This window comes from Chitinimonas violaceus (assembly GCF_052601015.1).
On record NZ_JBQXDJ010000027.1, the window covers coordinates 26,073 to 51,288 of the forward strand.

Here is a 25,216-nt window from a genome sequence, read left to right on the forward strand (position 1 = left end):
ACGAGATCAGTTAGGAATACTGCTCTGATTTTCGTTTTTTGCCGGCTGAACCGGCGTGTCTTTTTGATTTTCAGCTGGCTTTGTCTTAACAACTTCAGACATTACACCCGCACCAGCGTTAGCTGCAGGCTGAGAATCTATATAGACCAAAGTAAAAAGACTACAGAAAAAAATTGTAGCACAAATAGCAGTGGAGGTACTCAAAAAATTTGCAGAACCTGACGCGCCAAATAAGCTACCTGACGAGCCACTTCCAAAGGCAGCACCCATGTCTGCACCTTTGCCATGCTGCAAAAGCACCAAGACAATCACCGCAAGGGCGGACAGCACATTGAGAACCTGAATCAAAACTTTAAATGCTTCCATTTTGCTCAACCAGACGCTCGGCAAACTCGGCCGAATTCTCTAACAAAGAGAAACGTAACTCAGCGCTACACTTCCACATTGCGACATAGGCTTCAGCCCACCTTATCCCCACTTCTTATCAAATCGGACACCCGATTCGATAACTTAAGCTGAATACAGCCAAATACTAAGCGGAAACACGGAAAAGCAAAGGCGTCGGATTCTATACGCTGCGCATCTCCCTAGTCAATCCGACCTACTGACCGCAAAGTCAGTCACAAAGTTGTCATGTTTCTGCAATATTCGATGATTACCATCTTTTGCATTTGTAGGGGCGCGCCGGGAAACCGTGGAATGGTAAGGCTTGCGCTACTCCTCTACCCGCAGTTTCGTAACACACTGGAGAATCGTATGTACTTCACGGGCCGCAAATTTCTCGCGACCATCACGTTGGGCTTAAGCTGCTACGCCACCGCCACAGATATCACCGGCGCCGGGGCCAGCTTCCCTTACCCACTCTATGCAAAATGGGCTGAAGTATATAAGCAGAAAACAGGCACTGGCTTGAACTACCAGTCAATTGGCTCTGGCGGGGGCATTAAACAGATTCAAGCAAAGACGGTGGACTTCGGCGCTTCAGACGCACCATTGAAGCCCGAAGAATTAGCTAAGAACGGCCTGCATCAGTTCCCCACCGTAATGGGCGGCGTAGTACCTGTTTTCAACCTTCCTGGTGTAGCAGCCGGCAAGCTTAAGCTGACACCAACAGTTCTTGCCGATATTTACCTCGGCAAGATTAAGAACTGGAATGACCCGGCGATTGCCGCATTGAACAAAGGCGTGTCGCTGCCTGATTTACGCGTAAACATCGTGCGGCGCGCAGATGGGTCAGGCACCACCTTTATCTTTACTAACTATCTGTCCAAAGTCAGCCCGGATTGGAAGACCAAGGTTGGCGAAGGTACCGCCGTCGCTTGGCCAGCAGGCATCGGAGGCAAAGGCAATGAGGGCGTCGCCGCTTATGTGCAGCGCTTGAAGGGTGCCGTAGGCTACGTCGAATACGCCTACGCGAAGAAGAACAAGCTGGCTTATGCCACGCTTCAGAACAAAGAAGGTGTATTCATCGAACCCAGTGAGGCAACCTTCAGAGCTGCAGCGACCTATGCGGACTGGAAAAATGCACCGGGCTTTTACGAGATTCTGACCAACCAACCAGGAAAGGACTCCTGGCCCATCGTAGGCGCTACTTTCATATTGATGCAAAAGAAGCAGGACAACGCCTCAAACGCACAGAACGTACTAAAGTTCTTTGAATGGGCTTACAGTGCCGATGGCGACAAGCTATCCCTGGATCTGGACTACATACCGATGCCCGACGAAGTCGTCGCCCAGATTAAGGCCTCTTGGAAACAAATGACCGATACCGCTGGCGCCCCCATTCTCAAGTAGAGTTTCTAACAGACCATAGAACTTGGCTTACAAATTTCACTTAGGTACCGACCACGATATGCAGCAACAGTTGTAATCCGGAACTGAAGGCCCGGCTTACAGCTGTGCCGCATAACAAGGTAGATACCATCATCAGGTGCTTCATCCCTCATACGGCAGGCATCAATCCCTGTCGTGTAGTTAAGTAACGAGCCGTGAGTAAAGCATGTCTGCCCCAGTTCGCCCGGCATATAACCATCTCGCCGATATCCTGTTCCTGAATTTGACTCGTGGCGCTGCGTTACTGGTTTTGGCGCTACTCACCGCCATCATCATCTCGCTTATTCATGGCAGCTGGGATTCAATCCACCATTTTGGTGCAAGCTTCCTGTTCTCATCGTCATGGGACCCTGTCGGCCAAACCTTTGGCGCTTGGCGTCCTATTCAGGGAACACTGATTACTTCATTCATCGCTTTGTTGATTGGTGTCCCCATCAGCTTTGGCATCGCACTTTTTCTAACGGAGCTCTCCCCCCTCTGGCTACGCCGACCACTCGGCATTGCAATTGAGCTGCTGGCGGGTATTCCCTCGATCATCTACGGCATCTGGGGTTTGTTTGTGGTCGCCCCAATTCTGATGGAAGGAAAAAAGTTAGACGCACTGGGTATTACCATTCCAGCCATTCAGCCGTGGCTTACCGATATAACCAGCGGCATTCCCATTATCGGTCGGCTTTTTGACGGCCCACCGTTTGGCATCGGCATGTTCACTGCGGGTTTGATCCTCGCCATCATGGTGATTCCCTACATCGCCTCAGTGATGCGCGATGTTTTCGAAGTCGTCCCCCCCATGTTGAAAGAGTCCGCCTATGGCTTGGGGGCGACGACCTGGGAAGTTGTTTGGAATGTGGTATTGCCTTACACAAGAACCGGCGTGGTCGGCGGCATCATGCTCGGGCTGGGGCGTGCACTCGGTGAAACCATGGCGGTCACCTTCGTCATTGGCAACTCCTACGACGCCATCGACTCGTTATTTCATGCGGGAAATTCAATCGCTTCCATCCTGGCTAACGAATTTGCAGAAGCCAGCGACGCACTTCATTACGGGGCGTTGATTGAAATGGGGCTGATTTTGTTCCTGATCACATTTGTCGTGCTGGCCTGCTCGAAACTGCTGTTACTACAGCTGAAGAAAGGCGAAGGCCGCAATGCCTGAAGCGTATGACCACTATGAGTAACAATATTTATCTACGCCGCCGCATCATTAATGCTTTCAACCTGACCATGTCCACGTTGGCCATGCTGTTCGGCCTGTTCTGGTTGGGGTGGATTCTATTTACGCTATTCAGCAATGGCTTGGCAGCTATCAGCTTGGCAACCTTTACGCAGGACACCCCCGGTCCAGATAGCGTCGGTGGTGGTCTGCTGAATGCGATTGTCGGAAGCGCGCTAATGGCACTGACAGGAACGCTGATCGGTACCCCCATCGGCATCCTGGCCGGTATCTATCTGGCCGAATACGGCCAACGTGGCTGGTTAGCGCCTGTTGTTCGATTTATCAACGACATCCTGCTTTCCGCACCGTCCATTGTCATCGGCTTATTTGTGTGGATTGCCTTCGTTCAGTATGTCGGCCATTTTTCCGGTTGGGCTGGCAGCTTTGCTTTGGCACTACTCGTGATACCGGTGGTATTGCGTACAACCGAGAACATGCTGCGTCTTGTACCTCACTCGATGCGGGAGGCTGCTTATGCACTTGGTGCGCCGCGCTGGAAAGTAGTGCTGGCGGTAACGCTACGTGCATCAAAAGCAGGGGTCATTACCGGTGTCTTGCTGGCCGTCTCTCGAATTTCTGGTGAAACCGCGCCATTGTTGTTTACTGCCCTCAATAACCAATTCTTCAGCGCCAATATGAATCAGCCGATGGCCAACCTACCGGTCACCATCTTCAAGTTCGCCATGAGCCCCTACGAAAATTGGATTTCTCTGGCCTGGGCCGGCGCCCTTATCGTGACCATGGCTGTCCTGATACTGAATATCACTGCACGCAGCCTGCTGAAGAAAGAACAAGGCTGAGCGCAATTGGGATCTAAAACCATCTTGCACTACGCATTAATCCGCCTCGCAGCGGATCTCCCAGGGCAAGCCTTTGCATATCGCCCGAAAGTGACGACATGAATACGCAAACAGTACAGACCAAAATCACGGTACGTGACCTTAACTTCTACTACGGTAACTTCCACGCACTGAAAAATATCAACCTCGATATTGCCGAAAAGAAGGTCACCGCCTTTATCGGCCCATCTGGCTGCGGAAAGTCGACGCTGCTGCGTACGTTCAATCGCATGTACGACCTGTACCCCAAGCTGCGAGCCGAAGGACAGATACTGCTCAATGGCAAGAACGTACTGGACCACGGCGTAGACCTGAATATGCTGCGCGCCAAAGTTGGGATGGTGTTCCAGAAACCGACCCCCTTCCCTATGTCGATCTACGACAATATCGCCTTCGGCATAAAACTGTACGAACGCCTGAATCGGTCAGAAATGGATGACCGGATTGAATGGGCGCTGCAAAAAGCAGCCCTGTGGAATGAGGTGAAAGACAAGCTGAAACAATCTGGGCTCGGTCTTTCAGGCGGTCAACAACAGCGCTTGTGCATTGCCCGCGCTGTCGCAGTAAAGCCAGAAGTCGTCCTGCTCGATGAACCCACGTCAGCGCTGGACCCAATCTCTACCGCACATATTGAAGAGCTGGTCCACGAATTGAAACAGGACTACACCATCGCCATCGTTACCCATAACATGCAGCAAGCTGCCCGGGTCTCCGATGTCACTGCCTATATGTACCTGGGTGAACTGATGGAAGTCGGCCCAACCGATCAAATTTTTACCAAGCCTGCACGTAAAGAGACCGAGGACTACATTACCGGCAAGTTTGGCTAAGTTGTCCACAAATAAAAAAGCGGCAGTTAAAACTGCCGCTTTTTTATTTGCAATGGGAAATCAAACCACAGATGTTGCCGCTTCCGACACCACATCGACCAGACGACTTACCCAACGCTCGGTCAACGCAAGCTCATCCGCCTCGACCATGACACGCAATACCGGCTCTGTCCCAGACGGACGCAGCAATACTCGACCCCGGCCTGCCAACTCACACTCCGCTTCTACCAATGCCGCCTGAATCGTCAAACTGGCGCGGAAATCAAACTCCTTGCGGACTTTAACATTACGCAACAGCTGCGGATAAATCGGCAAATCCGCACACGCTTGCTCCAGCGACTGCCCAGATAGCTGCAGTGCCGCCAGCACCTGTAATGCCGAGACAATCGCATCACCGGTGGAGTGTTTATCCAGGCACAGCAAATGGCCAGAGCTCTCCCCGCCTAGAAGCCAGCCTTCCTGCTTCAGCATCTCAAGGACATAGCGGTCGCCTACTTTGGCTCGAGCGAACGGAATGCCGAGCTTGTTCAAAGCATGCTCAAAGCCCAGATTACTCATCAGGGTACCAACCACCCCACCATTGAGCTGGCCTTGTTGATGGCGGAACTTGGCAATGACGTAAAGCAGATGATCCCCGTCATACAGGACACCCTTGCCATCCACGATCATCAAACGGTCGCCATCTCCATCCAGCGCAATACCAAAGTCAGCCTTTTCGGCCAAAACACGCTCGCGCAAGGCTTCAGGTGCAGTGGCACCCACCTTGTCATTGATATTCATCCCATTGGGATGGTTACCCATCGCAACAACCGTCGCGCCCAACTCATCAAAAACATGCGGCGCGACTTGGTAACCGGCACCGTTTGCGCAGTCCACCACTATTTTAATGCCGCGCAGATTCAATTCATTTGGAAAGGTGCTCTTACAAAATTCGATATAGCGCCCAGCCGCATCGTTAACGCGCCATACACGTCCCAGCATTTCGGACGAGACACAGCCCATGGCTTTGTCCAACTCGGCTTCGATTTCCAACTCGACTGCATCATCGAGCTTGAGGCCACCCTCGCCAAAGAACTTGATACCGTTATCCTGGAACGGGTTATGAGAAGCAGATATGACTACACCGGCCGACAATCTCAATGCACGGGTCAGATAAGCGACCCCCGGTGTCGGTAACGGCCCGGTAAGGTGTACATCCACACCAGCAGCAGAAAGCCCAGCCTGCAGTGCGGCTTCCAACATGTAACCTGAGACTCGCGTATCTTTGCCAATGAGCACTGCTGCATGGGTACCATCGCCACGCCGGGCTGCCAGAACCTTACCTGCCGCATAACCCAGTCGCATTGCAAAATCGGGGGTGATTGGGTACTCCCCGACCATACCACGCACGCCATCGGTACCAAAATATTTGCGACTCATTTAGACATCCTTCCTCATCTATCTACCGCTGCCGTAGTCATACTTGTTTAATGCAGCGACTCTTAACCTCAGAACCTGTTTACGATCTGTCACGAGCAGCAGTCCGCAGGGTGCAGTGCAAAAACCGGAATGTACTTGGGTACATGAGGATTTCGAGCTGCACATAAGATCCCGATCACGGCTGCAATACCTGCCAAACCTTTAATGCATCCACCGTATCCCGGACTGCATGCACACGCAGCACCGCAGCCCCCGCTTGTGCTGCTAAAAGCGCTGCCGCAACGCTTGCCGGGTCACGTTCGTCAGCCAGCCGGCCATTTAAGATCTGACCCAGCATGGATTTGCGGGACACACCTATCAACATGGGGCCGGATTGGCGGCATAGTACTGGCAGTGCTTTAAATAGAGCAGCATTGTGCGCGAAGGTTTTACCAAAACCAAAGCCGGGGTCGAGCAAAATGCGTTCCGTTGCTATCCCTGCCACAATGGCTTGCTCTCGGCGCTGATCAAGGTAGCTACCCACCTCGGTCACCACATCTTCATAGTGTGGCTCGGCCTGCATCGATTGCGGCACCCCTTGCTTGTGCATTAGGCAGACAGCAGCCTCACTATCTGCCACAGCCTCCAATGCGCCAGACGCCTCCAGTGCGGCGATATCGTTGACCAGATCAATGCCGATATCCAAAGCAGCCCGCATGACATCTGTCTTGCAGGTATCGATCGACAGCGGCACTTGCCAGCTTACCAACTCCCGCAATACAGGCATTACTCTGGCCAGTTCCTCCTCAACACTCACAGTTATCGCACCTGGCCGGGTCGACTCACCGCCAATATCAAGCACATCCGCTCCCTCATCCAGCAAGCGGCAAGCATGGGCCAAAGCCGCATCCAGATGGGCATAACGACCACCATCTGAAAATGAATCCGGCGTGACATTTACAATACCCATCACCAAAGGACGAGCCAGTGATAGTCGAAAACGGCCTGCGTGAAGCATAGTTTGCATACTAGAGCTGAAAAATAAAGCGACAGCGGCCAAGGCCGCTGTCGCTCATTAAGTAAGATCAGAGTTCCTGTGCCGGTGTCGTGCTGGGCTCAGGGGCCGGTCCACTTGGCGTATCGCTAGGCGGCGGACTGATTGAGCCGCTCGGCTTTGGTGGACGTGGCGGCTTGCCTTGCATGATGTCATCAATCTGCTCAGCGTCGATCGTCTCCCACTCCAGCAACGCCGCTGTCATGGCCTCCACCTTGTCTCGATTTTCCTCAAGCAGCTTACGAGCCAACGCATATTGCTGGTCGATGATGCGGCGAATCTCTGCATCAACCTGCTGCATGGTCGCTTCAGACATCGACTTATGCGTCGTCACGGACCTGCCGAGGAAAACCTCGCCTTCGCTCTCGCCATAGACCATTGGACCGAGGGCATCCGACATACCGTAACGTGTCACCATGTCGCGCGCCATCTGAGTAGCGCGTTCGAAGTCGTTCGACGCTCCGGTTGTCATCTGATTCATGAACAACTCTTCAGCAATACGGCCACCGAAGAGAATCGCAATACGATCGAGCAGGTAGACCCGGTCGTAAGCGTAACGGTCGCCTTCCGGCAACTGCATCGTGACACCCAATGCACGGCCACGTGGAATGATGGTCACTTTATGAACCGGGTCGGCTTTAGGCAAAAGCTTGGCAATCACGGCATGGCCTGACTCGTGGTAAGCCGTATTCTGCTTTTCCTCTTCACTCATAACGATGGAACGCCGTTCAGCACCCATCATGATCTTGTCTTTGGCCTTCTCAAAATCCTGCATATCCACAAGACGCTTGTTGGCACGGGCTGCAAACAACGCTGCCTCATTGACCAGATTGGCCAAGTCCGCACCGGAGAAACCTGGTGTACCACGTGCAATGATGTCTGCCTTCACATCGTTGGCGATAGGCACCTTACGCATGTGGACATTCAGGATTTGCTCACGCCCACGGATATCGGGCAATGAGACCACAACCTGACGGTCAAAACGACCAGGACGCAGCAGAGCAGGATCAAGCACGTCAGGACGGTTGGTCGCAGCAATCACAATCACGCCAACGTTACCCTCAAACCCATCCATCTCAACCAGCATCTGGTTCAGCGTCTGTTCGCGCTCATCATTACCACCGCCGAGACCCGCACCACGTTGGCGGCCTACAGCATCGATTTCATCGATGAAGATAATGCAAGGCGCGTTCTTCTTGGCATTCTCGAACATATCGCGGACACGGGCGGCACCCACACCTACAAACATTTCAACGAAATCAGAACCCGAGATCGAGAAGAACGGCACTTTCGCTTCACCAGCAATTGCGCGAGCCAGCAAGGTCTTACCGGTACCAGGCGAACCCACCATCAAGATACCGCGTGGAATCCGACCACCCAGCTTCTGGAATTTGCTTGGGTCACGCAGGAAGTCGACCACTTCGGTCACTTCTTCTTTCGCTTCATCGCAACCAGCAACATCAGCAAAGGTTACGGTGTTGTTGTTCTCGTCCAGCATGCGCGCACGCGACTTGCCAAAGGAGAAGGCACCGCCTTTGCCGCCGCCCTGCATCTGACGCATGAAGAAAATCCAGACGCCAATCAACAACAACATGGGGAACCAGTTGATGAAGATACTCATCAACAGCGAAGGCTCATCCTCAGGTTTGCCACTGAATTTGACGTTGTGCTTGATCAGCGTATCGACAAGACGGAAATCAAACGGTGCAAACGATGAAAAGCTCGAACCATCATTCCGCTTACCACGAATCCATTGCCCACGTAGCGGATGGCCTTCAATTTCGACAGACGCGACACGCCCTTCCTGCACCTCACTCATAAATTGCGAGTAAGGGACCTGGATCTGCGATTCCTGGCGTTTGGAAAACTGGGTGAACACGGTCATTAAAACCAGACCGATGATCACCCAAATGGCGATATTCTTGCCCAGATTATTCACGGGACGACTCCTTAAACCGGCAAAATTAAGTATGGCTGCACCGGCTACAGCCTATTCAAATGTGAATTCTATCGACTCAAGCCAATCCGCGTCAGGGCTTTTTTCCCTTGCCCAGAAGATAAATCTCGCTGGACCGGTCACGCGAGGCCGCAGGTTTACGGGTAATAACACTCGTAAAACAATTACGCATCTGCTGTAAATATTCGCTGTAACCCGACCCTTGAAACGTCTTGACCAGAAAATGGCCACCGGGTTTCAAATGATCATGGCAAAAATCCAGCGCCAACTCGCACAAATGGTAACTGCGCCCTTGGTCAATCACTGCCATACCGCTGATATTGGGGGCCATATCACAAATCGCAAGGTCTATCTGACGACCGCCAAGCAATTCTGTGAATTGCGCCAATACTGCCTCCTCCCGAAAATCACCTTGGACGAACTCAACTCCATGAATGGGCGTCATTTCGAGAATATCAAGCGCAAACACCCTTCCCGACTCACCGATACGGCGGCGCGCAACCTGTGACCAACTACCCGGCGCCGCACCCAGATCTGCTACCCATAGGCTCGGTTTGAGTAATTTGTCCTTGTCGTCGATTTCCAGCAGCTTATAGGCGGCGCGTGAGCGATATCCATCCTTTTGTGCTTGGTGAACATAATGGTCATTGACGTGTTCTTGCAGCCACGCCTTACTGGTTCTGGATCGTGCCATACGCATTACATAAGAAAGATTGGTGCCGTCATTGCACCGATACAGGCAATGAAAGCAAAGAGACTTCTATCAGTCTAGCCGACCAACCAGCATTGAAGGCAGACAATGATTGTTAATATATATGTACCGACCTGTGGCTCATTCAACATCCGAATATGCAATCTATCGCTCTAGAAGCGTGTGAATCAGCTAGAATTCTTCGCTTTTTCACGGAGTTAGATCAATGGAATTAAGCCGAGACGAGCGTCTTTACCTACGCACCCAAGCCCACCAGCTCAGTCCGGTGGTCATGATAGGCAACAACGGATTGAGCGACGCCGTGATCCGCGAAATCGCCGTCAATCTCGATGCACACGAACTGATCAAGGTTCGAGTACTCGGTGACGATCGCGAACAACGCGAGAACTGGATGACGGAAATCTGTACCAGCCTAGGCTGCGCAGCTGTTCAGCACATCGGTAAGCTGCTGATTCTGTATCGCCCCACCCAAGATGGCAAACCACGCTACGCACTGCCTAAACCAGGTCTTAAAACCCCTTCAAAAACCATCGACAAGCCATTAAAGAAACCTGCCGAAAAGGTGGCAACTGGTCGCGCCGGCAAACCTGCAAACAGCAAGGGCCGTACCGCAGTCCGTACCAAAGCGAAGTAAACAGGCCGGCTTATGCCGGCTTTGTCTTATCCACCAAGACTTATTTACTACTTGCCAGAACCGCGCGTGATATAGACCAGACCCAGCACACTCTGCGCAAGGTAGATCAAGCTGGAAATCGTCTGCCAGTTATGGAAGCCCCCACCAAACACGCCCTCAGCCGCGGTATGCATTGTAGGTTTGACCTCGCCAAGACCAGGGAATACAGCGAACTGGTTCACCAGCGTCAATACCAGCATCAGTACAATCAGCCAAAACTCCAGTGCCTGAAAGGCGCGAAGACCCTCCACCCAAAGCATGCGGATAAAGATATAAAGACCCGCAACAATCCCTACCCAAGCCATAGCACGAAACATGACCGCCACCATTTTAACGGCTACGCCATTATCAAAATGGTGAAACAACAGCGGGCCGACCAATAGGCCAATCACCCATAGCCCGCCTATCCAAAAGACCGTCAGTATCGAACGCAGCGCATCGGGAAAGGTTTGCATCCGCTTTCTCGCTTGGTTGTCAGATGTACTTCACATCCAGTACTTCATATTCTCGAATGCCGCCTGGTGCTTGCACTTCCGCCATATCGCCGGCCGACTTTCCGATCAACGCGCGGGCAATCGGACTCGAAACCGAAATCTTGCCCATCTTGATATCGGCCTCATCATCTCCAACGATCTGGTAGGTCACAGTATCGCCAGACTCGCAGTCTTCCAGATCAACGGTAGTGCCAAACACGATACGGCCTTCGGCATCGATTTCGGCAGGATTAATGATAACAGCGTTGGAAAGCTTACCTTCCAGATCAGCAATCCGCCCTTCAACAAATCCCTGCCGCTCTTTCGCAGCATCGTATTCTGCATTTTCCGACAAATCGCCGTGAGAGCGTGCTTCTGCAATTGCAGCAATCACACTGGGCCGCTCCACACTTTTCAGCCGTTGCAGTTCAGCACGCAATTGCTCAGCACCCACGACAGTTAACGGAACCTTGATCATTTTATCCTCCAGCCCGGCGCGCGCTTTCTCGCCCGCCGACGTCAAAAACAAACCCGACGGTCATGCCGTCGGGGAAAAGATCGCAATGCCATTGGCACTGCGACAAATATTACAAACCAAATTAAGCAACAACCAAGCGCTGGTGGAGATCCTGGACGGAATACACCGTCCATTCCTTCATATGCTTGATACCGTAAGCTGCTGCACGCCCACCTGCTACTGTGGTGTAGATAGGAACACGCCCTTTGAGCGCTTCGTAACGAATCGAGTAGGAATCCTGAATCGACGCACGCCGCTCGTCAACCGTGTTGATGATCAGCGCGATTTCGCCGTTCTTGATCATATCAACAATATGGGGACGGCCTTCCTTCACCTTATTCACCGGCACAACAGCAACACCCGCAGCCTGCAACACCGCGGCCGTCCCCCGCGTTGCAACAATCTCAAAGCCGGCATCGACCAACATACTGCCGAGCTCTGCCAACTGCGACTTATCGCCATCACGCACCGAGATGAATACCTTACCTGAAGTAGGTAGACGCTCACCAGCACCAAGTTGTGATTTCACATAAGCTTCGGCAAATGTATCGCCCACGCCCATTACTTCCCCGGTCGACTTCATCTCAGGACCAAGAATGCTGTCCACACCTGGGAATTTGATGAAGGGGAAAACCGCTTCCTTAACCGAGTAATAAGGCGGAATCACTTCACCGACAATGCCTTGGTCCGGAAGGCTCTGACCGACCATGCAACGCGCAGCGATCTTGGCCAATGGCCGGCTGGTTGCTTTGGAAACATAGGGTACGGTACGCGAAGCACGCGGATTCACTTCCAATACAAACACCGTCTCGCCTTGAATAGCGAACTGGACGTTCATCAGGCCGACAACATTCAGCCCCCGCGCCATCGCAACCGTCTGGCGACGCAGTTCATCCTGCAAAGCATCGCTCAACGAATAAGGAGGCAACGAGCAGGCTGAATCACCCGAATGCACCCCAGCCTGCTCAATGTGCTCCATGATGCCGCCAATGATGACATTCTCACCATCGGAGATAGCATCGACATCCACCTCAATAGCATCATTAAGGAAGCGATCAAGCAGTACCGGGCTGTCGTTGGATACCTTGACGGCCTCGCGCATATAGCGGGTCAGATCATCCTCGCTGTGAACGATCTGCATAGCGCGGCCGCCCAGTACATAGGATGGCCGCACCACCAGCGGATAGCCGATTTCCGCCGCCAACACCAACGCGTCTCTCTCATTACGGGCTGTGGCATTAGGCGGCTGGCGTAAACCCAGATCCTGCAGCAGCTTCTGAAAACGCTCGCGGTCTTCCGCGGCATCGATCATATCGGGGCTGGTGCCGACGATAGGAACACCGTTCGCTTCCAGTGCACGCGCCAACTTCAGCGGCGTCTGGCCACCGTACTGAACAATTACGCCAGCCGGCTTCTCAACGTGCACGATCTCCAGCACGTCTTCCAAAGTCAGTGGCTCGAAATAAAGACGATCGGATGTATCGTAATCGGTCGAAACAGTTTCCGGGTTGCAGTTGACCATGATGGTCTCATAGCCATCTTCCCGCAGCGCCAACGCAGCATGCACACAGCAGTAGTCAAACTCGATACCCTGGCCGATCCGGTTCGGGCCGCCGCCCAGGATCATGATTTTCTTCTTGCCCGTCGGCATCGCCTCGCACTCTTCTTCATAGGTCGAGTACATATAAGCGGTGTTGCTGGCAAATTCCGCCGCGCAAGTGTCGACACGCTTATAGACCGGCCGCACGCCCAAAGCATGGCGACGATTACGTACTGCAGCGGCTTCTGCACCGATCATGGTGCCAATACGACGGTCAGAGAAACCTTTACGCTTGAGGCGACGCAGCTCTGCCGCATCCAAGCCATCCAGCGTTAGGCTTTGCAGTGCTTTCTCATCGAGGACGATGTCTTCGATCTGAGCCAGGAACCAAGGATCAATCTTGGTGTGGCTGAACACATCGTCCAGGCTCATGCCAAGACGGAAAGCATCCGCCACATACAGAATCCGCTCCGGTCCAGGCGCACCCAGCTCGGCAGCCAACTCATCCATATCCGTCGTGCGCTCGTCAAACCCAGCAAGGCCGGTTTCAAGGCCACGCAGCGCCTTCTGCATGGATTCCTGCAGGGTACGACCGATCGCCATCACCTCACCAACCGACTTCATCTGGGTTGTCAGACGGCTATTTGCTTGCGGGAATTTCTCGAACGCAAAGCGCGGTATCTTGGTGACCACGTAATCGATGGAAGGCTCGAACGAAGCTGGCGTCAAGCCACCGGTAATATCGTTCTTGAGTTCATCAAGCGTGTAACCCACAGCCAGTTTGGCAGCCACCTTGGCGATCGGGAAACCTGTTGCCTTGGATGCCAAAGCCGAGGAACGCGACACACGCGGATTCATCTCGATGACAATCAGACGGCCATCCTTCGGGTTGACCGAGAACTGCACATTCGAACCACCGGTATCAACGCCGATCTCACGCAGTACCGCCAACGAGGCGTTACGCATGATCTGATATTCCTTGTCGGTCAACGTCTGAGCGGGCGCGACCGTAATCGAGTCGCCAGTGTGTACGCCCATCGGGTCGAAGTTTTCAATCGAGCAGACGATGATGCAATTGTCGTTGCGGTCACGCACGACTTCCATCTCGTACTCTTTCCAACCAAGCAGCGATTCTTCAATCAGCAGTTCGTGAGTTGGCGAAAGGTCGAGCCCACGGGTACAAATCTCGACAAACTCTTCGATATTGTAAGCGATACCGCCACCGGTACCGCCCATGGTAAAGCTGGGGCGGATAATGGCGGGGAAACCCACCTTGGCCTGCACTGCCAACGCGTCATCCAAGGAATGGGCGATACCGGACCGCGCCGAGCCCAAGCCGATCTTGTCCATTGCGAGCTTGAACTTCTGCCGGTCTTCCGCCTTGTCGATCGCTTCCGGTGTCGCACCGATCAGCTCGACATCGAACTTATCGAGCACCCCATTACGCCAAAGGTCGAGCGCACAGTTCAGCGCGGTCTGGCCACCCATGGTGGGCAGCACCACGTCCGGGCGTTCCTTTTCAATGATCTTGGCAACAACTTCCCAGGTAATCGGCTCGATATAGGTCACATCGGCCATGTTGGGGTCGGTCATGATGGTGGCAGGGTTGCTGTTCACCAGAATGACCTTGTATCCCTCTTCACGTAGCGCTTTACAGGCCTGTGCGCCGGAATAGTCGAATTCGCACGCTTGGCCGATGATGATCGGGCCCGCGCCAATGATGAGGATGCTTTGAATGTCTGTACGCTTAGGCATCGCTATCTATATCCAAAAATCAAACTGGTTAATTCGCACTCGCAGTGGCGAGCTTGGCACTGAAGCCGAGAAACAGAGCACCAACAGATCCGCCCAGCGAGGCTGACAGGCGCTGTCGGGACCGGAAGGCATCCGCCACACGTGCGCCGATCAGGATCACCGCACTCAAGTAGAGCATGCTGCAGCTCTGGGCGATCAGGCCCAGCATCGTAAAGGTCAGGGCCGGGTAGGCATAAGCCGGGTCAACAAACTGCACAAAGAATGAGATAAAAAACAGTATCGCCTTTGGGTTCAAGAGACTGATCAACAGCGCCTTGCGAAACGGATGACTATCGTCGACCTGCGCCACCTGACTGCTTAAAGTGTCGGTCTGGCGCCATCGCCGCCAGGAACTGACCAGCATCTGCACGCCAAGCCAGGCCAGATACACCGCCCCAACATACTTGAGCAGCAAGAACAACAGCGGCGTGGTCTTCAATACCGAGGCTACCCCCATAGCCGACAAAAGCATCAGCACTGCATCCCCGACAAACACACCGCACGCACCCTGGAAGCCGCGCCGCATACCACGCTGGGCGGCGACTGACAGTACATAAATCGAGTTGGGGCCGGGCAGCAATATGATGAAGATCGTGCCCAGCACATAGGTCATTAGGTCTGTGATGCCAAACATGGGTTTGCTCCTGACAATTTGCGGGCGTGCTGCTCCATGGCCGTGGTAAAGCGGTCAAACAGGTAGGCCACATCATGCGGGCCGGGACTCGCTTCCGGATGACCCTGGAAGCTGAAGGCTGGGCGGTCGGTCAACGCAATGCCTTGCACAGTGCCGTCAAACAAAGAACGGTGCGTTACACGCACATTGGCTGGCAGGCTGGTTTCGTCCGCCTGGAAACCATGGTTCTGGCTGGTAATCAGCACACAGCGGTCGTCCAGGTCTTGCACGGGATGATTCGCACCATGGTGGCCGAACTTCATCTTGCTGGTCTTGCCGCCAGCAGCCAATGCAAGCAACTGATGCCCGAGGCAGATACCAAACACCGGCAGCTTCTTGTCCAGAAAAGCCCGGATCGCCACAATCGCATAGTCGCAAGGCTCAGGATCACCAGGCCCGTTGCTGAGGAACACGCCATCCGGATTCAGCTTGAACACGTCTTCGGCAGGCGTCTGCGCTGGCACAACGGTAAGCTTGCAACCGCGGTCGGCCAACATACGCAAGATGTTGTGCTTGACGCCGAAGTCGTAGGCCACCACATGGAAACTGCTTTGCGTCTGCGTGGCGTACCCCATCCCAAGCTGCCATTCGCGGGTTGTCCAGGCATACGGCTGTTTGCAGCTCACCACCTTGGCAAGATCCTGGCCGGCCATGCTGCCAAAACCCCTGGCCAGTTCAACCGCCTTCGCCGGATCAATATCGCCCGCCATGATGCAACCAGGCTGTGCGCCCTTTTCGCGCAGGATACGTGTCAGCTTACGGGTATCGATATCTGCGATGGCTACGGTGTTATTGCGTACCAGATAGGCATCCAGCGTCTCTTCCTGCCGGAAATTCGAAGAACGCAGGGGCAGGTCGCGGATAATCAAACCAGCAGCAAATACGCCGTTCGATTCGCAATCCTCCTTGTTCACACCGACATTGCCGATGTGAGGGTAGGTCAGGGTAACGATTTGGCGGCAGTAGGACGGGTCGGTCAGGATTTCCTGATAACCGGTCAGCGCAGTATTGAAGACGACTTCACCGACCGTATGGCCGGCAGCGCCGATGCTGCTGCCGTAGAACAGCGTGCCATCGGCAAGAGCGAGCAAGGCTTGGGGACGTTGTTGGGACACCAGCGACTCCTAAAACTTGGGGGCAACGCGCCCCCTAGACGTAAGAAAACGGGATAGGCGCGCCTATCCCGTTCCCTCTCGTAGATCAGTGATTTTCGGGCCGGAGTCTAGCCGAAACCGCCTTTTCGAGCAATCTCGGCTGGCTGAAAATCCTATTAAACAATCGCTTATGTGTAGGTCTACACGTAAATTAAAGCGCAGCCTCGATCTGTTTAGCCAACTCTTCAGGTTTGGTCGTCGGTGCAAACCTGTCAGTCACCTGGCCATCCCGCCCTACAAGAAACTTGGTGAAGTTCCACTTGATCGCCTCTGTGCCCAATACCCCTTTGGCCGACGATTTCAAATAACCATACAGCGGATGGGCCTCGTCGCCATTGACATCGATCTTGGCGAACATGGGAAATGCCACTCCATAGTTCTTCTCGCAGAACGTTCCGATCTGAGCACTATCTCCAGGCTCCTGCCCGCCAAACTGGTTACAGGGAAAACCGAGCACCACAAATCCCTTGTCTTTATATTGGGCATACAACGACTGCAGACCCGCGTACTGCGGCGTAAAACCGCATTCACTGGCTGTATTGACCACCAATACGACCTGGCCACGATAGTCAGCCAGGCTTTGAGGGGAGCCATCCAGACGGTTGGCGGAAAAATCATAAATAGATGCCGACATGAACAACCTTTCTTGTGGGAATGGAGGTGTGCATCTTCATCATACCCCGCCCCATCAAGCACACGGAATTCGGCCAATTTGGCGGATCAGAGATAAACTTGGTTACATGACCTCTGCTTATGCCTCCGGCCTCAGCCACGCAACCCGCGCCACACCACAACTGGCAGTCGATGCCGTTACCCAAGCTCTGGAACGATTGGACACCACCCGTGCTGCCCGCGTTCTGCTCTTCCTCTCCGCCGATTTCGCCCACGACCCGCGCCCGGCGCTGGTTGCTGCTGCACGTGCCGCACAGACGACAGCCGTAGCCGGCTGTACAGCGCTGGGCGTCATGAACGAAGACGATTGGTTGCTCGATACTCCCGCCGCCTGTGCGTTGGTACTCACCGATCATTCCCACCTGGAAGACCGACGAAGCGAACGCCTTACGCTGGCAGCGCCCAACACACTGGAAACACAGTGGCTGCAACAGGAACCGATTCGTTACGGCGGTATAGCGGGCGATGCGACCGGTCTGGGCCCCTATAAAGTCTGGCAACAAGGGCAGATACAAAGCGATGGAGTATGCGAGCTTCCTCTTACCACACGTCAAATAGGCATCTCACGTGGGTTACAACCAATAGGTGATGTTCACCTTGTCAGCGCTGTCGATGGTTTTGACCTGCACACACTCGATGGCCGTATGGCCATAGCCACCTTGCGGCGTCTGGTGCTCCACCTCCCCCCTCTGCACAACATCGCTTTAGCCGTGCTGGATACAGACAATCAGCTCCAACATGTCCTACCCATTGTTTCGGTCAATCTCGACAGCGGTGTCACCATCCCCGCCCAGTTGAACCCGGGTGACAAGGTCCAGTGGATGCAACGCTCGGCAGACTATGCGCTTTGCGAAGTATCGGCTTTTACCCGCCAACCAGCCCCCAAGGCTGCGCTGTTATTTTCTTGCGCAGGCCGAGGGGCCGCTTTGCACGGCGGGCTGGACCGGGAATGGGAAACCCTGCGGGATGCATGGCCAGATACGCCCATTGCCGGTTTTTATGGCAATGGCCAGATCGCACATGTTGGTGGCGGCAACCAAATATTGCATCAAAGTCTGGTTATGGCTGCCCTGGGGTAAAATCAGCCATCGCTCCCGACTTGCAAGATGCAACAACATGTTTAATCCCTCCCGCGACCAAGCCCGTCGTTTTTTGTTCGACACCTGGGCCAAGCACAAGCAAAACGCTCCGCTGACTGATCTGGAACGCATGGCGTTTGCCGTGCTTGCACGCCATCCTGAATACCAAGTTATTGTCGACACCCCCGATCGCTACCTGGACAAGGACTATCTTCCCGAATTCGGCGAGACCAATCCGTTCCTGCATATGAATATGCATCTGGCCATTGAGGAACAACTTTCCATCGACCAACCCACTGGTGTACGCGATTTGTACCGGCGTCTTTGTGAATACACGGGTGACGAACATAGTGCACAACACGAGATGATGGATTGCCTGGCCGAAATGATCTGGCAGGCCCAGCGCAGCGGTACAGGGCCAGATGGTTCGCTTTATCTGGCATGTATGCGTCGCAAAGCAGGCTTGGCCGAAAATTAGTGCCCGTTCTCAGCCAGGGCGAAAGTACGATCTACTTTTTGCCGCCTTCGTCCACTTTCTCACGCAGTTCACGAATCCGCGCTTCAATAGACGACATTTGATAAAAGTCCCCACCAGCACGTCGGGCTATCTGCAATTGCTCGATTGCGGCGGTAGGTTCATCCATCAATGCATAGTATTCAGCCTGAGCACGATGAGCAGGCCCCGTCTGATTAAGCCGCTGATGCGCTTCAGCCAGCCGCTTGTACAAACCCGCGTCGCTGTTGCGATAAGTCAAGCCGGCTTCAGCTAACGCAATCACTTCCGCAGGCTTATTCTGACGCAGCAACACATCCAACTCGCCATACTGCAAGGCAATAGCGCTGGGATAACGTTCAAGGCCGGCACTGAAAATAGCCGCGGCCTCAGCATATTGTCCTTGTTCCAAACGGATATTCCCGGCCAAAGAGTCCAGCATGGCATGCCCAGCCGGCAAGGCTTTACGCGCCAGCGCCAATCTGTCCCACGCTGCATCGAAACGCCCTGCCTGTAACAACGCCACGGCATAACCATATTGTTGGGCAGCCTCGCTGGCATATTTCTTCTGGCTGGTTGTCCCCGCATAGTAGTCCACCGCCGGCGTACCCATCTGGCGGGCGCGTGTCTTTTCACGGACCAGCAGGTAATCGAGGCTATCAACCCACTGCTTGTAACTCTGCTGGACAACCCTCGCCTCGCTGTCACTGATACGCTCGCTCGTCACCGGGTGGGTGCGCAGAAAAGCAAACGCGCCATCATCCACATTGCGGTAGAACTTCTGCATCCGGTCAAAAAAAGCTGGCATGGCGCGTACGTCAAATCCAGCATTCTGCAATGTCTGCATGCCTACGCGGTCGGCTTCGCGTTCAAAATCGCGCGAAAAATCCAGGTAGCGCTGCGTCTGATACCCCTGACTTGCCGCCACCGCAGCAATGGGGGCGTCCCCCGAACCGCCGCGCGATGCCGCCAGAATAGCCAGCGCCATTGCCCCCAGCGTCATGAAACCCGACCCTTTTTGCGACTCGACCATCCGTGCGTAATGATGTTGCGTGACGTGAGCAATTTCATGCGCCAACACCGCAGCCAACTCAGACTCATGTTGCGACAAAACCAAGAGGCCCGAATTGACGCCAATTACACCACCGGGCACAGCCCAGGCGTTGATGCTGGGCGCAAGTAGTGGGAAAAAACGGAATTGAATGCGATTTTCATTGCTTGCGGACACCAGCTTGTAGCCGATGCGATTGAGATAATCGGCGATTTCAACATCGTCCAGCACCTCGCCGGAACGACGCAGCTCGCGTATGGTCATCTCGGAAATACGCTTTTCCTCGTGTGGCGGCAAATTGGCCACCGAAGAGTCCCCAAGATCGGGCAGCTCATTGGCGGTAATACTGAAACTGATGACTGCGGTTAGCAGCCCAAGAAAAAGGGAGCGTGGTGGCATAGCTGTATGATAAGCATGCTGTGTAATGGGTTCCATCTTGAAAATTAGCGGGAGCGTATTTACCAGACTGACGCGTACCGCTTTGACCGAAACCTCAACGAGCCCGATAATTAGGGCTCTTGTCTCTGATAACCGCTTCAACCATGCGTTTTCTGTTTGCTCTTCTTGCCAGCAGCACATTGCTGGCAGCACCGCCGCCCGATTGCCAGACCGTCGTGCGCGACCTCAACAGCCAAGCCAAAGGCAAACTCAACAGCAGCGAACTGGTTGAGGTGCTTGGTGCACTCAACACCAATGCTCGGTTACCAGAGCGGTTCATCACCAAAAAGACTGCGCGCGAACTCGGCTGGCGTCCGGGCCGTTCGTTATGGGCAACGCCTGCGCTACAGGGGAAAAGCCTTGGAGGTGATGTTTTCCGTAACCTGGAACGCCAATTGCCCGAGGGTAACTGGCGTGAAGCCGACCTGAACTATCAAGGTGGCAAGCGTGGCGCCCAACGCCTCGTTTTTGAACCACGCGCCGATGGTCGGCGCTTCATCACTACCGATCATTACAACCACTTTATGGAAGCACCTGCATGTCGCTGACCCGAATCGAATTTGTGAACGTTGCCAGCGTTGATGATTTTTACGAACAACTCGAAGGCCAATTGGAGCTGGAATACCCGCTCGGCCGCAGCCTCGACGCTGTATACGATGTGCTCTCCAATGATGTGGAAGGCCCGGTGGAAATAGTCTGGCACGACGTCGGTTTTTCGCGTGTCGCGCTGGGCGACTGGTTTTCCCGTGTCATGGATGTACTCAACATCGTCTCGTCCGAGCGAGACGACCTCAGCGTAAGCCAGGACTGACCACCTATGCTGGTGCTTGGTCTGGAGTCCTCCTGCGATGAGACCGGCGTCGCGCTGTATGACACGGAAGCAGGCCTGCTGGCTCATCATCTGCATACACAGATGGCCATGCATGCGGAATATGGTGGCGTGGTACCCGAGTTGGCCTCGCGCGACCATATCCGCCGCGTACTCCCCTTGACCGAAGCCTGCCTGCAAGAAGCGGGCAAGACCCGCCAGGATATCGATGCTATCGCTTATACCCAGGGGCCAGGTCTGGCAGGAGCCTTGCTGACTGCAGCAGCTGTCGCCAATGGCCTGGGTGTCGCGCTGGGTAAGCCGGTAATCGGTGTACATCACCTCGAAGGCCATCTTCTCTCGCCACTGCTAGCTGACCCCACACCCAACTTCCCCTTTTTGGCTTTACTGGTTTCAGGCGGGCATACCCAGTTGATGGCCGTCCATGGCGTGGGCGACTACACCCTGCTCGGTGAAACGCTGGATGACGCTGCCGGCGAAGCTTTTGACAAAACCGCCAAATTGCTAGGTCTGGGTTATCCTGGTGGGCCTGCATTGTCCAAGCTGGCAGACAGCGGCGATGCCCAACGTTTTACACTGCCCCGCCCTATGCAGCATTCTGGGGACCTGGACTTCAGCTTTGCCGGGCTGAAAACCGCCGTGCTTACGCTGGTGAAAAAACAGGGTGATATCGATGAACAAACCCGTGCCGATATTTGCGCCGCTTTTCAGGCCGCCATTGTCGACGTCATCAGCAGCAAGTGCATTGCCGCCATGAAACAGACCGGTATGAAACAGTTGGTCGTTGCAGGTGGCGTGGGTGCCAACCGACAACTGCGCGCCGGGCTCGATCAGATGGCAGCCAGACGTAAATTCAAGGTCTACTACCCACCACTGGATTTGTGTACCGACAATGGAGCGATGATCGCCTTTGCGGGTGCTCAACGCCTACAACACAGCCAGGAAGCCGGGCCGTTCTCCGTTAAGCCGCGTTGGGACTTAGCGAGCCTACAAAAAGCTTAAAGCCGCTCAAAGTCTGCTACGCATCGGCGATACGGCGTTGCAAACCCCTTCGGAATGCTCATTTACCATTAGTAAACTCCGCTTCCTCGGTTGTTTTCGCCTTGTCGCGCTCTAGCTCACGAGAGACTTTGAACAGATTCTATCTAAAACCTGCTCACGGTCTGTCACGAGCAGCTGTCAGCAGGGTGAAGCGCAGCGCAGAAACCGGAATGTACTTGAGTACATGAGGCTTTCGAGCAGCACATGAGGCCCGATCACAGCTGCGCAGTAAGAACGTGGACAGGTTCTAACGCCAACGCCCCATTTGCCCACGCGTCCATCGCCATCCCAGCGGAAACTGGCATACGACAAAAATAAGAAAGCCCGTTTCCATGCCTGGCTTGCCGCCCTCGCCTATCCAACCCCAAAAATACAACCAGAACAGCACAATGCCGCACAACGCCAACTGCTTACACCAGGGCGGTACAGGCTCGGCTGACGGCAGAATTCGATACTCGTCCTCTTCCTCGTCGGCCCAGCGTGACTTCAACTGAATACGCATGCGGCGGCGCATATCAGGCCACCGTAAACTGTGCTTGCAACTTATCCAGAAGACCCATTTTCACCACATCACCAGACTGAAGCGCCCCCACCCCGGCTGGCGTACCGGTATATATGAGGTCCCCCACCTGCAAAGCGAACCGGCTTGATAGGTATTCAATGATGCATGGCAGGTCATAAATCATCAGCATGCAATCACCATCCTGACGCCTTACCCCATTCAAATCGAGCCAGAAGCTCGCAGCAAGAGGCTGGGGAATCATTTCAGCAGACAAGAACCTGCTCACACAGGCAGCACCATCAAAACCTTTCGCCACAGCCCAAGGCAAGCCCTTCTCCTTGGCTGAGCTTTGCAAGTCACGCGCTGTCAGGTCCAGTCCAAGTCCATAACCGGCGATATGCGACAACGCCGCTTCTCGATGAATATTTTTACCGGCAGTCCCCACAACCAGCACCAGCTCACCCTCATAGTGCACATCACGCGAATGTGCCGGCAGGACAACCTTCTGCTCTTCATGAAGCAGCGCCGAAGTTGGCTTAAGGAAGACAACCGGTTCCGGTTCAACCTTATTACCCAATTCGGCAGCATGGGCGGCGTAATTACGGCCGATACAAAAAATGTTGGCTACCGGGAGCTCCCGGTGATCGGTAAAGCGAATGGCGGGCATGGCATCACTCAGCAACAAATAGACAGGCTGATCTTAGCAAGCCGGACGCAAAAAAGGACGGCTAAAGCCGTCCTTTGCGCGACATCCCGGGGAAGATGTGCAGTGAGCTATTTCAGGCTTTCGGGGCATCAGCCTTAACTTCGGCCTTCTTTTCATCCTTCTTCACAGCCTTCTTATGATGCTTAGCCTTCTTTTCCATCTTGGTAGCGGGCTTTGCATCAGTAGCATGTGCGCCAACTGCGGCAAAACCAAAAGCGGCGGTAATCAGGGCAAGAATCAACTTGTTCATGGTGTGCTCCATCATCGGTGAAGGTAGAAAACTAATGAAAAGCGTCACTGCTTTGCGATGTCGGTCGTCAACTTCAGCGACGGTTGTAGATTGAAGCCACCAGCTTAAGCGAGGCTTAAATCCAAACCGATTTACACAACCACTTGATAAGCAGTTTCCCTAATCCACTGGCACAACACCGAAAATTTGTTCAAAACCTCGCGAGCTAAGAGCCTGTGCGATCATTGTGAGCAGTTGTCAGCAGGGCGCGAAGCCGCACATGAACCCTGATCACGACTGCACAGTAAGAACGTAAACGGGCTCTTAAAACAAAGCCGAAATCGTCACCACCAGCATCAACAACATCCAGCAAATCAAAGTACGCCAAACCAAGCCTACTGCGCTGTTGAGCATATTGGCATCCGCCTCTTCACCCACGCCAAGCTCGGGGCGGAACGTCACCGTGTAGTTCTGATGCAAGGGCATGCCCAAGCGCACACCAATTGCGCCAGCCCCTGCCGCCAGCAAAATGCCATAGGCTGCGCTGGTCCAGCGTTCCGCTTGCTGGCGCCAGCAAAACACCGCATCTTCGAAATCACCCACAATCGCGAAGCTGACGGCTGTTATACGAATCGGTAACCAATCAACCACGTCGCCGGCCTTGTCCGCGAAATTTCCGAATCGCTCACCACGCAGTCGATCTCGAGCACCCCATTTCAGCTGCAGGATGGTTGCAGAACGATAAGCCACCGCCCCTGCCGGACCCAGCACAATGAACCAAAACATCGGGCCAAATACATGCCGGTAGGCATCAATCAGCCCTTGCTCAATTGCCAGCCGAGCCACCTCGTTATCGCTCAACTCACTGCTTGGCTCACGCGTCCAACCAGCCAGTAGCTGACGCGCAGTCGTCAAATCCCCTTCTTTAAGGGCATCTGCCACACCGGTGAACGCCGAACTGAACTGGCGAAAGCCCATAGTGACATAGAGCACCGCAAGACCGAACAACCAAGCCAAGCCCCAATGCACCCAATACAGACCACCCCATACCAGCAGTACCAAAATGGTAGGCGTGATAACTGCAATCAGCCAGCCGATAACACCGTGGCGATACTCACCTGCGTTGAAATTACGTTCAACTACTTCAGCGAAGCCACGATAACCGGCATAGAGGACATTACCCCGTTCAAGCGGACGGAGCTGTTCAAGAATCAGTGCAAGGACAAGCGCAAGCCAGGTCATGGAGAAACATTCCAGTTCAAGACCGCACAATGATAGCGCAAAAGCTCCACTGGGCCGTTTGACCCGATGACATACCACTAATTTTCATTAGAACCTATCTAAAGTCTGCTGTGCGTCAGCAATACGGCGTTGAAAACACCCTCAGAAGGGTCTGTCAGTAATTTCGTGTTCAAGGCATATCATGCTCCCAAGGAGAATGTATGCCTCGCAAACCGAAAGCCAAGCCGGTGGAATTGCCGGCAATTCCCGCCGAGCTCCTAGCTCAGTTCGG

26 protein-coding genes are annotated in these 25,216 nt (G+C 54.1%); 10 read left to right on the forward strand and 16 right to left on the reverse strand.

Annotated features, from left to right (window positions below):
• Positions 1-6: 6 nt before the first annotated feature.
• The gene (secG, locus tag ACUHMQ_RS11055) at positions 7-366 is read right to left on the reverse strand and encodes a preprotein translocase subunit SecG (RefSeq protein ID WP_445295514.1); all 360 of its coding nucleotides are present in this window, start codon (positions 364-366) and stop codon (positions 7-9) included.
• 390 nt (positions 367-756) lie between these two features.
• Here secG and pstS point away from each other — a divergent pair, with 390 nt between their 5' ends.
• The 4 genes from pstS (at position 757) to pstB (ending at position 4,718) form a co-directional block, all read left to right on the forward strand.
• A complete protein-coding gene (gene pstS, locus ACUHMQ_RS11060; protein WP_445295515.1) occupies positions 757-1,794 on the forward strand; it encodes a phosphate ABC transporter substrate-binding protein PstS in 1,038 nt (345 codons plus the stop codon).
• 205 nt (positions 1,795-1,999) lie between these two features.
• On the forward strand, positions 2,000-2,989 hold the full coding sequence (gene pstC / locus ACUHMQ_RS11065) for a phosphate ABC transporter permease subunit PstC (RefSeq protein WP_445295516.1): 990 nt from the start codon (positions 2,000-2,002) through the stop codon (positions 2,987-2,989).
• 14 nt (positions 2,990-3,003) lie between these two features.
• The gene (pstA, locus tag ACUHMQ_RS11070; protein ID WP_445295517.1) at positions 3,004-3,849 is read left to right on the forward strand and encodes a phosphate ABC transporter permease PstA; all 846 of its coding nucleotides are present in this window, start codon (positions 3,004-3,006) and stop codon (positions 3,847-3,849) included.
• Positions 3,850-3,947: 98 nt separating this feature from the next.
• Positions 3,948-4,718: a phosphate ABC transporter ATP-binding protein PstB gene (gene pstB, locus ACUHMQ_RS11075; protein ID WP_445295518.1), complete on the forward strand. Its 771-nt coding sequence runs from the start codon at positions 3,948-3,950 to the stop codon at positions 4,716-4,718.
• A 60-nt stretch (positions 4,719-4,778) separates the two neighbouring features.
• Here pstB and glmM read toward each other — a convergent pair whose 3' ends face one another.
• The 4 genes from glmM to rlmE all read right to left on the reverse strand — a co-directional run bounded on the left by glmM (position 4,779) and on the right by rlmE (position 9,821).
• Positions 4,779-6,137, reverse strand: a complete 1,359-nt coding sequence (gene glmM, locus ACUHMQ_RS11080) for a phosphoglucosamine mutase (RefSeq protein ID WP_445295519.1) — start codon at positions 6,135-6,137, stop codon at positions 4,779-4,781.
• Positions 6,138-6,312: 175 nt separating this feature from the next.
• Positions 6,313-7,143 (reverse strand): dihydropteroate synthase, encoded by an 831-nt coding sequence (gene folP, locus ACUHMQ_RS11085; RefSeq protein ID WP_445295520.1) that lies wholly within the window; start codon positions 7,141-7,143, stop codon positions 6,313-6,315.
• Positions 7,144-7,201: 58 nt separating this feature from the next.
• Positions 7,202-9,109, reverse strand: coding sequence for an ATP-dependent zinc metalloprotease FtsH (gene ftsH / locus ACUHMQ_RS11090; protein ID WP_445295521.1), 1,908 nt, complete (start codon positions 9,107-9,109; stop codon positions 7,202-7,204).
• A gap of 91 nt (positions 9,110-9,200) precedes the next feature.
• Complete coding sequence (gene rlmE / locus ACUHMQ_RS11095) at positions 9,201-9,821, reverse strand: 23S rRNA (uridine(2552)-2'-O)-methyltransferase RlmE (RefSeq protein WP_445295522.1); 621 nt, start codon at positions 9,819-9,821, stop codon at positions 9,201-9,203.
• 223 nt (positions 9,822-10,044) lie between these two features.
• On the opposite strand from rlmE, the gene yhbY reads away from it, so the two are divergent.
• Entirely contained in the window at positions 10,045-10,473 is a 429-nt protein-coding gene (gene yhbY / locus ACUHMQ_RS11100) for a ribosome assembly RNA-binding protein YhbY (RefSeq protein WP_445295523.1), read from the forward strand.
• A gap of 47 nt (positions 10,474-10,520) precedes the next feature.
• Here the strand turns inward: yhbY and ACUHMQ_RS11105 are convergent, their stop codons facing one another.
• The 6 genes from ACUHMQ_RS11105 to ACUHMQ_RS11130 all read right to left on the reverse strand — a co-directional run bounded on the left by ACUHMQ_RS11105 (position 10,521) and on the right by ACUHMQ_RS11130 (position 17,297).
• Positions 10,521-10,967 (reverse strand): DUF4149 domain-containing protein, encoded by a 447-nt coding sequence (locus tag ACUHMQ_RS11105; RefSeq protein WP_445295524.1) that lies wholly within the window; start codon positions 10,965-10,967, stop codon positions 10,521-10,523.
• Between the two features lie 19 nt (positions 10,968-10,986).
• Positions 10,987-11,463: a transcription elongation factor GreA gene (greA, locus tag ACUHMQ_RS11110; RefSeq protein WP_445295525.1), complete on the reverse strand. Its 477-nt coding sequence runs from the start codon at positions 11,461-11,463 to the stop codon at positions 10,987-10,989.
• Between the two features lie 121 nt (positions 11,464-11,584).
• A complete protein-coding gene (gene carB / locus ACUHMQ_RS11115) occupies positions 11,585-14,797 on the reverse strand; it encodes a carbamoyl-phosphate synthase large subunit (protein ID WP_445295526.1) in 3,213 nt (1,070 codons plus the stop codon).
• Positions 14,798-14,825: 28 nt separating this feature from the next.
• On the reverse strand, positions 14,826-15,470 hold the full coding sequence (leuE, locus tag ACUHMQ_RS11120) for a leucine efflux protein LeuE (protein ID WP_445295527.1): 645 nt from the start codon (positions 15,468-15,470) through the stop codon (positions 14,826-14,828).
• Complete coding sequence (carA, locus tag ACUHMQ_RS11125; protein ID WP_445295528.1) at positions 15,449-16,624, reverse strand: glutamine-hydrolyzing carbamoyl-phosphate synthase small subunit; 1,176 nt, start codon at positions 16,622-16,624, stop codon at positions 15,449-15,451. Before carA ends, leuE begins: the two co-directional genes overlap by 22 nt.
• Before the next feature lie 190 nt (positions 16,625-16,814).
• Positions 16,815-17,297: a glutathione peroxidase gene (locus tag ACUHMQ_RS11130; RefSeq protein WP_445295529.1), complete on the reverse strand. Its 483-nt coding sequence runs from the start codon at positions 17,295-17,297 to the stop codon at positions 16,815-16,817.
• A gap of 106 nt (positions 17,298-17,403) precedes the next feature.
• Here ACUHMQ_RS11130 and ACUHMQ_RS11135 point away from each other — a divergent pair, with 106 nt between their 5' ends.
• Both ACUHMQ_RS11135 and ACUHMQ_RS11140 read left to right on the forward strand, forming a co-directional pair.
• Positions 17,404-18,414, forward strand: coding sequence for an FIST C-terminal domain-containing protein (locus tag ACUHMQ_RS11135; RefSeq protein ID WP_445295530.1), 1,011 nt, complete (start codon positions 17,404-17,406; stop codon positions 18,412-18,414).
• 37 nt (positions 18,415-18,451) lie between these two features.
• Positions 18,452-18,892: a DUF1841 family protein gene (locus tag ACUHMQ_RS11140; protein ID WP_445295531.1), complete on the forward strand. Its 441-nt coding sequence runs from the start codon at positions 18,452-18,454 to the stop codon at positions 18,890-18,892.
• A 31-nt stretch (positions 18,893-18,923) separates the two neighbouring features.
• Here ACUHMQ_RS11140 and ACUHMQ_RS11145 read toward each other — a convergent pair whose 3' ends face one another.
• A complete protein-coding gene (locus ACUHMQ_RS11145) occupies positions 18,924-20,357 on the reverse strand; it encodes a M48 family metalloprotease (RefSeq protein ID WP_445295532.1) in 1,434 nt (477 codons plus the stop codon).
• Positions 20,358-20,500: 143 nt separating this feature from the next.
• Between ACUHMQ_RS11145 and ACUHMQ_RS11150 the strand changes: the two genes are divergently transcribed.
• The 3 genes from ACUHMQ_RS11150 to tsaD are packed head-to-tail and all read left to right on the forward strand — an operon-like array spanning position 20,501 to position 22,227.
• Positions 20,501-20,944 carry a ribonuclease domain-containing protein gene (locus tag ACUHMQ_RS11150; RefSeq protein ID WP_445295533.1) on the forward strand — a complete coding sequence of 148 codons (444 nt, stop codon included), beginning with the start codon at positions 20,501-20,503 and terminating at the stop codon, positions 20,942-20,944.
• Positions 20,935-21,207 (forward strand): barstar family protein, encoded by a 273-nt coding sequence (locus ACUHMQ_RS11155; protein WP_445295534.1) that lies wholly within the window; start codon positions 20,935-20,937, stop codon positions 21,205-21,207. Before ACUHMQ_RS11150 ends, ACUHMQ_RS11155 begins: the two co-directional genes overlap by 10 nt.
• A 6-nt stretch (positions 21,208-21,213) precedes the next feature.
• The gene (tsaD, locus tag ACUHMQ_RS11160) at positions 21,214-22,227 is read left to right on the forward strand and encodes a tRNA (adenosine(37)-N6)-threonylcarbamoyltransferase complex transferase subunit TsaD (protein ID WP_445295535.1); all 1,014 of its coding nucleotides are present in this window, start codon (positions 21,214-21,216) and stop codon (positions 22,225-22,227) included.
• Between the two features lie 286 nt (positions 22,228-22,513).
• Here the strand turns inward: tsaD and ACUHMQ_RS11165 are convergent, their stop codons facing one another.
• From ACUHMQ_RS11165 to ACUHMQ_RS11180, 4 genes are all read right to left on the reverse strand, one after another.
• Positions 22,514-22,780, reverse strand: coding sequence for a hypothetical protein (locus tag ACUHMQ_RS11165; protein WP_445295536.1), 267 nt, complete (start codon positions 22,778-22,780; stop codon positions 22,514-22,516).
• 1 nt (position 22,781) lies between these two features.
• Positions 22,782-23,435, reverse strand: coding sequence for a fumarylacetoacetate hydrolase family protein (locus ACUHMQ_RS11170; RefSeq protein ID WP_445295537.1), 654 nt, complete (start codon positions 23,433-23,435; stop codon positions 22,782-22,784).
• Positions 23,436-23,547: 112 nt separating this feature from the next.
• A complete protein-coding gene (locus tag ACUHMQ_RS11175; protein WP_445295538.1) occupies positions 23,548-23,724 on the reverse strand; it encodes a hypothetical protein in 177 nt (58 codons plus the stop codon).
• A gap of 303 nt (positions 23,725-24,027) precedes the next feature.
• A complete protein-coding gene (locus ACUHMQ_RS11180) occupies positions 24,028-24,945 on the reverse strand; it encodes a CobD/CbiB family protein (protein ID WP_445295539.1) in 918 nt (305 codons plus the stop codon).
• Between the last annotated feature and the right edge of the window lie 271 nt (positions 24,946-25,216).